This window comes from Lyngbya sp. CCY1209 (assembly GCF_055795065.1).
Genome location: NZ_JAYFER010000058.1, coordinates 1 through 1,522, shown reverse-complemented (window position 1 = coordinate 1,522; position 1,522 = coordinate 1). Strand labels below are relative to the sequence as shown.

1 protein-coding gene is annotated in these 1,522 nt (G+C 48.9%); it reads left to right on the top strand.

Annotated features, from left to right (window positions below; translation table 11 throughout):
- Positions 1 to 375 precede the first annotated feature (375 nt).
- Positions 376 to 1,272 carry a GUN4 domain-containing protein gene (locus tag AC0QHF_RS00300; RefSeq protein WP_324702196.1) on the top strand — a complete coding sequence of 299 codons (897 nt, stop codon included), beginning with the start codon at positions 376 to 378 and terminating at the stop codon, positions 1,270 to 1,272.
- Positions 1,273 to 1,522 lie beyond the last annotated feature (250 nt).

Sequence of the window (1,522 nt, the reverse complement as noted above, 5' to 3'; positions counted from 1 at the left end):
CACCCGAGGGGGTGAAAGCCTTACCGGGAGGCTATTTCAGGCATTTCAGCCCTATTTCACTCCCGAACGAATCGCACTACCCCTAGAATTTTGACACACTCGCGCCGCTCTCAGATATAGGTATCGGCGATCGGCTTTCGGCCGTCAGTTTGAGGGGGGTCGGGGGTGCGATCGCGTTTCCGGGAATCAGTTGGCCTGGAATCCGGGTTGAGAAGTTGTTAAACTGGGTTTATCAATTTTCCCGAAAACTTGTAACCGATCGCAGATCGGCACTTCATGCCCTTGTAAACTTTACGAAATCATTTTTTTATAACATAAATATTGGCTCTTGTAAACCTCAATTTTTTTGACAGGACGATCGTCTAACGCCGGATTATGAAATGTCCAATTTGTGAAACGGAATATACAGAAAACGAGATCGAAACCTGTAAGGTCTGCGGCTATGACCTGACCCCCTATCCGTCACTTTTTGAGCCGATACCGCCCGGATTTTTGGAGAAGGAGAGAAAACGAATTGCCGCCGCCAAGCGGGTTTGGCAATTATCCCAGTCGATGGTATCTCAGTTGCAGACTCGGTTGGATGAAGTCACTCGGCAAATTGGAAATTTAACGGAGTCGCAAACTCAACTCAAGTCTGATTTTCAATCCCAATTGGATGAAGTCACTCGGCAAATTGGAAATTTAACGGAGTCGCAATCACAACAAGAGACAAGAATGGTAGAAGCGATCGCATCTCGACTACAGCAGATTGTAGAAGGACAGCAGCGGCCAAAAGAAGATGATCGTCGTCCCCCATCGGCGAATTATGCCCGACTTAACAATTTGCTGAAAGCCGGAAACTGGAAAGCCGCGGACGAAGAAACTGCCCGGATTATGTTGGCGGTAACGGGACAAACGCAACGGGGATGGGTGGATGATGACGATCTCAAAAATTTTCCCAGTGAAGATTTGCGAACCATCGATCAACTCTGGGTCAATTATAGTGGCGGTCGTTTTGGATTTAGCGTTCAAAAACGGATTTATATGGAGGGCAGAGCAAAGCTTTATGGTCAATACCCAGGTGATACAATTTGGCACAAGTTTTGTCAGCAAATCGGGTGGATGTACGGCGGTAAATATGTGAGTCCTAAAGATCTTATTTTTGATGCCTCCGCACCACGGGGTCATCTCCCGTGCGTCTGGCCATCTGTGGTTCTTTCTGGTTGTTGCGTGTCAAGGTTAAGGGTCGGTCGGTGTCACTGGTGTTATCTTCTCTCGCGCAGAGACTTGTAACCTGTAGTTAATATTCACTTCAGGCACTTGTCAACCCTTCATTTCCGGCAAATTTTTCACGCAAAAAAGTGCTTAGAAACCGGGTTTCTATTAAGATCCCTGGTTCTCAACTGACACTCTCCTAGAAACCCGGTTTCTTTTCACCCCACTCGCCCCCCAGTCCCCATCCCCCCCAACCCCCCTCCCCCCCAGCCCCCACCCCCCCCAGCCCCCCTTTGAAAGGGGGGAGTAAGGGGGGAGAAAGGGGGGA

Coding starts and splice junctions, on each gene's coding strand:
- AC0QHF_RS00300 (WP_324702196.1), top strand. CDS start 376: ATGAAATGTCCAATTTGTGAAACGGAATATACAGAAAACGAGATCGAA.